This window comes from Actinoplanes sp. NPDC051633 (assembly GCF_040681735.1).
Taxonomy (GTDB): domain Bacteria; phylum Actinomycetota; class Actinomycetes; order Mycobacteriales; family Micromonosporaceae; genus Actinoplanes.
In genome coordinates, this window is sequence record NZ_JBFAZH010000234.1 from 1 (window position 1) to 8,318 (window position 8,318).

7 protein-coding genes and 2 tRNA genes are annotated in these 8,318 nt (G+C 69.1%); 2 read left to right on the top strand and 7 right to left on the bottom strand.

All coding sequences use genetic code 11. The annotated features are described in order from the left end of the window. A partial coding sequence (locus AB0M20_RS15625) for a lytic polysaccharide monooxygenase (protein ID WP_364298542.1) occupies positions 1-592 on the bottom strand: 592 nt, incomplete at its 3' end. 314 nt (positions 593-906) lie between these two features. Here AB0M20_RS15625 and AB0M20_RS15630 point away from each other — a divergent pair. Further along, entirely contained in the window at positions 907-2,124 is a 1,218-nt protein-coding gene (locus tag AB0M20_RS15630) for a PQQ-dependent sugar dehydrogenase (RefSeq protein WP_364298544.1), read from the top strand. A 236-nt stretch (positions 2,125-2,360) separates the two neighbouring features. Here AB0M20_RS15630 and AB0M20_RS15635 read toward each other — a convergent pair. The 3 genes from AB0M20_RS15635 to AB0M20_RS15645 all read right to left on the bottom strand — a co-directional run bounded on the left by AB0M20_RS15635 (position 2,361) and on the right by AB0M20_RS15645 (position 3,886). Then, positions 2,361-2,434, bottom strand: a tRNA-Ile gene (locus AB0M20_RS15635). A 46-nt stretch (positions 2,435-2,480) separates the two neighbouring features. After that, complete coding sequence (locus AB0M20_RS15640) at positions 2,481-3,728, bottom strand: NAD(P)/FAD-dependent oxidoreductase (RefSeq protein ID WP_364298546.1); 1,248 nt, start codon at positions 3,726-3,728, stop codon at positions 2,481-2,483. Between the two features lie 85 nt (positions 3,729-3,813). Then, positions 3,814-3,886, bottom strand: a tRNA-Asn gene (locus tag AB0M20_RS15645). A gap of 187 nt (positions 3,887-4,073) precedes the next feature. On the opposite strand from AB0M20_RS15645, the gene AB0M20_RS15650 reads away from it, so the two are divergent. Beyond that, a complete protein-coding gene (locus tag AB0M20_RS15650; protein ID WP_364298548.1) occupies positions 4,074-4,385 on the top strand; it encodes a hypothetical protein in 312 nt (103 codons plus the stop codon). Between the two features lie 47 nt (positions 4,386-4,432). On the opposite strand, the gene AB0M20_RS15655 is transcribed toward AB0M20_RS15650, so the two are convergent. The 3 genes from AB0M20_RS15655 to AB0M20_RS15665 all read right to left on the bottom strand — a co-directional run. Next, the gene (locus AB0M20_RS15655) at positions 4,433-5,440 is read right to left on the bottom strand and encodes a sugar phosphate isomerase/epimerase family protein (protein WP_364298550.1); all 1,008 of its coding nucleotides are present in this window, start codon (positions 5,438-5,440) and stop codon (positions 4,433-4,435) included. Between the two features lie 167 nt (positions 5,441-5,607). Next, complete coding sequence (locus AB0M20_RS15660; RefSeq protein WP_364298552.1) at positions 5,608-6,723, bottom strand: xylose isomerase; 1,116 nt, start codon at positions 6,721-6,723, stop codon at positions 5,608-5,610. Between the two features lie 491 nt (positions 6,724-7,214). Beyond that, on the bottom strand, positions 7,215-8,318 hold a 1,104-nt coding region (locus AB0M20_RS15665), incomplete at its 5' end, for a Gfo/Idh/MocA family oxidoreductase (protein ID WP_364298554.1).

Here is an 8,318-nt window from a genome sequence, read left to right on the forward strand (position 1 = left end):
CGCTGCACCACATGTACGCCTGGTCGAGGTGCGAGGCCTGCCAGATGACGAAGAGGATGTGGTGCCCGGTGTAACCGGAGGTCGAGATGTTGAACGAGATGTTCTGCGACGGCGCGTACCGGCCGGTCTGCGTGATGAAGTCAAGGTTGCCCCACCCGAGCCGTTGCGTGGCCGGGTTGAACCCCTGCTTGCTGACGTAGACGCGGAAGTAGTCGGCACCGTGACTTGCCTGGTCGTACAGGCGGACGGTGAAGTTGCTGCCGACATTGCTCGTCTTCCAGGCCCCGGGCTGGTTCAGGCTGTTGTTCCTGGCGAGGCCGTTGCTGCACAGCTGACCGTCGGGGGTGCGGGCCTGGAACTGGCCACCGAGGCCGTCGCGCAGCGCGCTCATCCAGTTCCACATGGTGTCCGGGTTGGCCTGGAACGCCTGGTAACACATGGGGTCCTGCTGCTGCATGGCCGGGTTGGTGTGTTGGCTGCCCCAGGCTTGCCAGCATTGGTACGCCCGGGTTGCCGGGCTCACGATGGTGCCGTGGGCGTGGGCCGGACCCGCTGAGGGCAGCAGGCCGACCACCATGACGAGCAGTACCACGAGTACTCGTACGGGCTGGCGGACGGCTGAGCGGTGTTGCCGACCGGACTGGCTGGACTCGCGTGGAGACACGGTAGGTCCTCCATTCTTCGGCGTTCGGGGATATGGGAGCGCTCCCAGAATTGCATCGCAAGTGTCCGGATATCAATAGATGTCTATGGCTTGATGGTGCCAAGTTCGCTGTAGATGCCAACTACCGCATCGACGAGTCGGCCGCATGGGGGGCGGCAAGACGGTGCTTTCGTATTGGCAGCGATCGATGTAGTGTGGGAGCGCTCCCAGTCGCGTCCGCCACTTTGCTCGAGGAGCCGAACATGCCGCGGCGTTGTCGCTCGGTCACCACGTTGGCCGGCCTGCTCATTCTGACCCTGTCTGCGCTGCTGTCGACCTCGGCGTCCGCGGCCGGCACTGCCGCGGTCGGCATATCCCACACCCGCCCGGTGCCGCTCACCGAGCTGACCGTGGTATCCGAGCAAGTGGCTTCCGGTCTGCGGCGTCCAATCGCGATCACCGGGCTGCCGGACGGCCGGATGCTGATCGCGGAGAAGAACGGCACTGTCCGCGCCTACCATCCCGACACCGGCTTGGCGGCCGACCCGGTGCTCGACCTGACCGCCCGGATCGACACGTCGGACAACGAGCGCGGCCTCCTCGGTATCACCCCCGCGCCGAACTTCGCGCGGACCGGCATGCTGTACGTGGCCTACACGAGCCTGCCGGCCGGCGCGTTGACCCTGGCGCGGCTGCACATCGGCGCCCCGGAGCGGCTGCAGGTGCTGCTCACCCAGGAACACGCGGAGTACGGCAACCACAACGGCGGGCAGGTGGCGTTCGGCCGCGACGGCTACCTCTACTGGTCCACCGGCGACGGCGGCCACGCGAACGACCCGTTCAAGGCCGGTCAAGACCTGGGCACTCTGCTCGGCAAGATAGTTCGGATCGACGTCAACCGCGCCTGCGGGACAAAGCCCTACTGCGTGCCCGCCGGCAACCCGTTCGTCCGCACGCCGGGCGCTCGACCGGAGATCTGGCTCTACGGGCTGCGCAACCCGTGGCGGTTCTCCGTCGACCCGGTTGACAACTCGCTGTGGATCGGCGACGTCGGCCAGGGCCTGGTCGAGGAGATCAACCACATCCGCCCCTGGCAGGGCGGGGCGAACCTCGGCTGGTCCTGCAAGGAGGGCACCCCGGTGTTCGACCCGGAGCAATGCCGGCCGGGGGTGCGATACGTCGACCCGGTCTTCGAGTACGAGCACTACCTCACGGAGAACTGCTCGGTGACCGGCGGCGTGGTGTACCGAGGAATCCGGACGCCCGAGGCTCGGGGCACCTACATCGCGAGCGACTACTGCTCGACCCTCGCGTTTGCCGTGCGCCCCAAACCTGGGGGCGGCTACGAGTCCGCCACGATCGGCAACTTCCCTACCCAGCCGACTGCGTTCGGCACCGACGTGCACGGCGAGCTGTACGTGCTCAGCGACCTCCCGGGATGGCTGAACCGGGTGCGGTTCGAGCGGGTCCCGCCGGCCTAGCGGCACGGTCCGTCGACACGGCTGCACTCATCTCCGCAGGAGGGACACGGCCACATTGGACCGCTCGCTCCGGCTCGGCGTCAGCACAAACCGCGGCTCGGTCGACCGAGCTGTGTCTAGCAGCGGACCGGATGACGAAGTCTCCAGGGGATCACCCACGGAGATGGCGGCGGGTCGCCGAGCGCGACCCAGATAACGCGGGGCGTCCGGGGGCTCGGCCCCCGGAGCTGGCATCGTGGGGCGGACGGGACTCGAACCCGTGACCGATCGATTATGAGTCGACTGCTCTAACCCGCTGAGCTACCGCCCCGTTCCGGCGGCGATCCTATCCTCTGGGATCTACCTGATCCACTGATCTAAGCTCGCACCGCGCCAGCCCCGAGTGTCGCCAGCACCGCCCCTGCCGTGCGCCAACCGCCTGCCAGCGCCCCCTGTATGGACGGGCTGTCCCGGTGGTCCCCCGCCACGAACAAGCCGTCGCCCAGCGACACCGGCTTGCGCAGATCGCCCTGCGGGGCCGGCGCCGCCGGCAGTGCCTGCGGCAGGGTCACCACCTCGAGCAGTTCCCATTCGGACGCATTCTCGGCGCCGTAGAGGCGGGCCAGCTCCACCCGGATCACCTGCTCCGACGCCCCCGACGGCGCGGACACCCCGACCACCGACGCCGCGATCAGGCTCTTCCCGGGCGGGGCGTACGACGGCGCCGCGTTGCTCATCACGACCGTGTTGGCGATGATCTCGCGGCGGTCGCCGTCCAGCAGCAGAGTCGGCTCGTCGATCGGGGGCTTGTCGGCGCCGAAGTAGAAGGTCGTCAGTCCGTGCATGTCCGGCGCCGGCAGGCGTGGGAGCAACGACGATGCCGTGGCCGGGTCGGTGGCCACGATGACCGCCCGGCAGCTGATCTCGCCGCCGTCGGTGACCACCGTGCCGGAGCCGACGGACAGCGTCCGCACGTTGACCAGCAGTTGGGGGTACGGCAGCGGGCCCGCGATCGCCGCCGGGAGGGCCGCCATGCCGGCCGCCGGGACGCCGATCTTGCCCCGCGCGAAGGAGCGCAGGTACATCGCCAGGACGTGGCTGGACGTGTCGAGGGCACGGTCGCCGAAGACGCCGGAGAGGAACGGCCGCAGCACCTCCTCGATGATCCGGTGCGACAGCCCCGCCCGGCGCAACGCCTGCTGCGCGGTGCACTCCGGCTCCTGCAGCAGCCGGGCCGCGGGGATCGAGGCGTACCGGGCCGCCAGCGCCGCGAACCTGACCCGGTCGCCGAGGGTGCCGACGTCGGACGACAACGAAGAGGGAGTAAAGCCCAGGCGGTGCAGCTCACCGCCCCGGCGCACCAGGACCCCTCGAGTGAAGTAGCGCATGTCGAGGGCGTCGATGTCGACCAGGGCGGGCACCCGCGGGTACGCCGTGTTGAGCACCTGGAAGCCACGGTCGAGGTGCCATCCGTCGATCACGTCGGTGGCGACCCGGCCGCCGAGCCGGTCGGCGGCCTCCACGAGCAGCCACTCGACCCCGGCGCGGTCCAGTCGACGGGCAGCGGCGAGCCCGGCCAGACCGCCGCCCACGATGACGACGTCCACCTTCACGGGCTGCGACACAGACACCTCACAGAGCGACAACCGACGCAGACTTCAGCCTAGCCGGGCGAAAGGTGTGAGGAGCGGGAGATGCTGAGACCAGAGGCTCCCCGAATAGGACTCGAACCTATAACCTGCCGGTTAACAGCCGGCTGCTCTGCCAATTGAGCTATCGGGGAATGGCACCGCCGGAGTCTCTGCCGAAGCAGGCCTCCCTTGCGACCGGAACAACAGTACATGACCCCGCACCCCCCTTGTCGACGGGGTTGCCCATGCGTGGCGAAACCACGCGGGATGAATGACAGCGGGGCAGGATGGGTATGCCAGCGATCAGACGCAAGCGCGTCTTGAACGGAAGGAGCCGCCATGCGCGGAAAGCTCATGTTCATCAGCGGTCTCGCGGCGGGCTTCGTCCTGGGCAGCCGTGCCGGCCGAGAGAAGTACGAGGAGATCCGGACCAACGCCAAGAAGGTGTGGGAGCACCCGACTGTGCAGGAGGCCGCCGGGGTCGCCCAGGCGCAGGCCAACAAGCTCTACTCCGAGGGCAAGGACAAGCTGGACCAGTCGAAGCTTGGCCAGAAGCTGCACTCCGAGAGTGGCAGCAGCACCAGCACCAGCACCAACGCCAGTGAGTTGAGCAGCTCGAACACCAGCACCGGCACCAGCACCACCTACTGAGCGAACCGGGTGGGGGCCCTCCGATCGGGAAGGCCCCCACCCGGAACTCAGGACGACGACGAGAACGCGGCGTCGAAGGCCGCCGAGGGCGGGTCGAACGCCAGCCGTCGCACGAATTGCAGCGCCTCGGGCGCTCCGAGGAGCCGGTCCATCCCGGCGTCCTCCCATTCGATGGAGATCGGGCCGTCGTACCCGATCGCGTTGAGCGCCCGGAAGCAGTCCTCCCACGGGACGTCGCCGTGCCCGGTCGAGACGAAATCCCAGCCCCGTCGCAGGTCTGCCCACGGCAGGTGTGAGCTCATCCGGCCGCGCTTGCCGTCGCCGGTGCGCACCTTCGCGTCCTTGCAGTCGACGTGGTAGATGACGTCTTTGAACTCGAGGATGAAGTTCACCGGGTCCAGGTCCTGCCAGACGAAGTGGGACGGGTCCCAGTTCAGCCCGAAGGCCGGCCGGTTGCCGATGGCCTCCAGAGTGCGGCGGGTGGTCCAGTAGTCGTACGCGATCTCACTGGGGTGCACCTCGTGCGCGAAGCGCACTCCGACCTCGTCGAACACGTCCAGGATCGGGTTCCACCGGTCGGCGAAGTCCTGGTAACCGGCCTCGATCATCGACGCGGGCACCGGCGGGAACATGGCGATCGTGTGCCAGATCGAGGAGCCGGTGAAACCCACGACCGTGTTGACGCCGAGCTTGGCGGCGGCGCGCGCGGTGTCCTTCATGCGTTCGGCGGCCCGCTGCCGCACGCCCTCGGGGTCGCCGTCGCCCCAGATCGCGGAACCGACGATGTCCTGGTGCCGCTGGTCGATCGGGTGGTCGCAGACGGCCTGCCCGACCAGGTGGTTGGAGATCGCGTACACGGACAGCCCGTATTGCTTGAGCATGTCCTGCTTGCGCTGGATGTAATCGTCCTCGGCGAGGGCCCGGTCCACCTCGAAGTGGTCGCCCCAGCAGGCGATCTCCAGGCCGTCGTAGCCCCACCCGGAGGCGAGCCGGCAGACCTCCTCGAAAGGCAGGTCGGCCCACTGGCCGGTGAAGAGCGTGATCGGTCGCGGCATTTCATCTCCCTCGTCGCATGCGTTTGTGGGCGGCGAGGGCGGCCGACCGGGTGGCACGCGGATCTCGGCGAGACGACCGGCCGGGTTTGCGCCTCCCGGGACCGGTCCGCCGTTCGCCCGGCAGTGCCGAAACCAAATCTAGATGAGCCGGAGACAAGACGCGAGCGTTAGGCGGCGCGAGCTTGGTGGGGCGGTGAGAGCCCGAGGCTCTCCAGCTCATTCCAGGTGTACGCGAGATCCGCAGCGGCCTCCGCGGGGGTCCCCTCGGCCGGCACGTGCAGATATTCCGTCACCGGCGCCGGTCCGCCGACCAGCTCCCGCAGCGCACCCCGCCACACGTCCACGGTGGCGGTGAGCGGAGCCGGCGGGGCGACGTGCAACGGCACGATGCGGCGCACCCGCCACGGGCCGGGCGGCATCTCCTCGAGCGCCTCGGGCAGGTCGTCCACGTGCGCCCCGGCCGGGTTGGTCACCGGATGCGGCTCGCCGGGCCGGACGAAGGCACGCAGGGCGGCCAGCGCGGCCGGTGGTTGCGCCGCCTCGACCGCCACGGACAGGTCGGCCCGGATCACCGAGATGCCGGCCGCGGCGAGCCGGCTCAGGGTGTCCGCCGGCTCCTCCCAGGTGCAGGCCAAGCTCGCCAGGTCCAGGCAGACGCCGATGCGCTCCTTGCCGACGCGGGCGAGCGCCGCGATGGTCTGGTCGGTGGCGTCGAGCACGCAGCCGGGCTCGGGCCGCATGCCCACCTGGACGGCGCGCCCGGTGTGCCAGGCGACCTCGGCGAGCCTGGCGGAGAGCCGGCCCATGATGCGGGCCGCCGCCTTCTCCTTGGCTTCGTTCCAGCCGGCCCGCCGGCCCATGCCCATCGTGGTGACCGCGCCGCGGACCGCGTCGTCGGGCAGCAGGTCGACCAGGATGCGAGCCAGGTCGAGGGTGTACTCGAGCCGGGCCGGGTCGCTCCAGTCGGGCTCGTCGGCCCCTCCGGCAGATGCCTCGCCGCCGCCCTCGGCGTAGGGGCCCCCGCTCAACGTGACGACCTCGAGCCCACGGGCATCGAGCTCGCCCCGAAGCCGGGTGCGGAGGCGCCCGTCGACAGCGAGGGCGGCGGCGAGGGAGGGCGGCAGCCATAGGCTCACGCCGAGGGTGTCGACATCGAGCCGGGCGCGGATCGCGGAGGCATACGTGTCGAGACGGCTGATCACGGCGGGCAGGTCGCGCGCCGCACGGATGTTGACCCCGGAACTCAGGTGGACGAGTCGGCCGGAACGGTGACGCAGACGCATCAGAGTCCTCCCTGGACAGGTGCACCGGTGCATGTGCACGTGCATTCGCGCGTGCTCACCGTTCCAGTATGGACCAAATGATCGCCGCGCTCCGACGTGCGTACGGCGCTCCGCAGGGCTGCCATGACGCCTCCATCCGTGGGGTTGTCTGGCCCCGGATACGAGACTCGACGTGCCCTCGGATCAGCAGCCGTACCCCCCGTGCGACGTCCTGACCGGCGCGAACATGATCCATTCCGCCGGTCCACTTCGGCCTTCGAGGCCGCCGCCGAAGGGCGTGACCTGCCTCGGAATGCCGGTTCGGAGACCCTCGAAAGTCGGCTGAGAGCGTTCTCCGCGTTCATGATGTGCACGAACGGACGTGCACGAGACGATCACAAGTGCCGATGCCACCGTGCATGTATGCATCCCTGATGCACAAAGGGGCAGTCCGTCGCGCGCCGTCGACGCGGGGCGCAACCGCGTCGTCCCTCGCGGCGCGCGACGGAAGATCACACCGAGGCGATCGCCGCGGGTTCCACCTCGACCCACGCGGCCGACCCGGCCGACCGCTCGACAGCGTCCAGCACCAGCTGCACCTGCAGCGCGTCGGCGAACGACGGCGTGGGGTTCTGACCGGTTCCGATCGCCTCGATCAGGTCCCGCATCTCATGGGTGAACGAGTGCTCGTAGCCGATCGGGTGGCCCGGCGGCCACCACGCCGACATGTACGGGTGGTCGGGCTCGGTCACGATGATCTTCGCGAAGCCCTGCTCGGCGCTCGGCCGCCGGGCGTCGTAGAACTCCAGCTCGTTCATCCGCTCGAAGTCGAAGGCCAGCGAACCCTCCGACCCGTTGATCTCCACCCGCAGCCCGTTCTTGCGGCCGGTGGCGAACCGGGTGGCCTCGTAGGTGGCCACCGCTCCCCCATCGAGCCGGGCCAGGAACAGCGCGGCGTCGTCCACGGTGACCTCGCCCCGGGCGGTGCCGTTGCTGGACGCGGCCAGACCCGCCGACTCGGCCGGCAGCGGGCGCTCCCGCACGAACGTCTCGGTCAGCGCGGACACCGAGGCGATCCGCTGGCCGGTGACGAACTGGGTGAGGTCGACGATGTGCGCCCCGATGTCGCCCAGGGCGCCCGAGCCGGCCAGCTCCTTGCGGAGCCGCCAGACCAGGGGGAACTCGGGGTCGACGATCCAGTCCTGCAGGTAGACCGCCCGGACGTGCCGGATGGTGCCGATCCGGCCGGCCTCGATCAGCTGCCGCATGAGCGCCACGGCGGGCACCCGGCGATAGTTGAAGCCGCACATCGCGCGTACCCCGCGGGTTTGCGCACTCGCCGCGGCCGCGGCCATCTCCCGCGCCTCGGCCACCGAATTGGCCAGGGGTTTCTCGCAGAGGACGTGCTTGCCGGCGGCCAGCGCGGCCAGCGTGATCTCGGCGTGCGTGTCGCCCGGGGTGCAGACGTCGATCAGATCGATGTCGTCCCGGTCGATCAGCGAGCGCCAGTCGGTGGTGTACGACGACCAGCCGAGCTTGGCGGTGATATTCTTACAAAGAATATTATTATATTTAGACAACATTACAAATTTTTTAAGAAGTAATTTTGCTTTTCG

Bases quoted from the DNA above. Each gene is read 5' to 3' on its own strand.
- AB0M20_RS15630 (WP_364298544.1), top strand. From the start codon at position 907: ATGCCGCGGCGTTGTCGCTCGGTCACCACGTTGGCCGGCCTGCTCATT.
- AB0M20_RS15650 (WP_364298548.1), top strand. From the start codon at position 4,074: ATGCGCGGAAAGCTCATGTTCATCAGCGGTCTCGCGGCGGGCTTCGTC.
- AB0M20_RS15655 (WP_364298550.1), bottom strand. From the start codon at position 5,440: ATGCCGCGACCGATCACGCTCTTCACCGGCCAGTGGGCCGACCTGCCT.
- AB0M20_RS15660 (WP_364298552.1), bottom strand. From the start codon at position 6,723: ATGCGTCTGCGTCACCGTTCCGGCCGACTCGTCCACCTGAGTTCCGGG.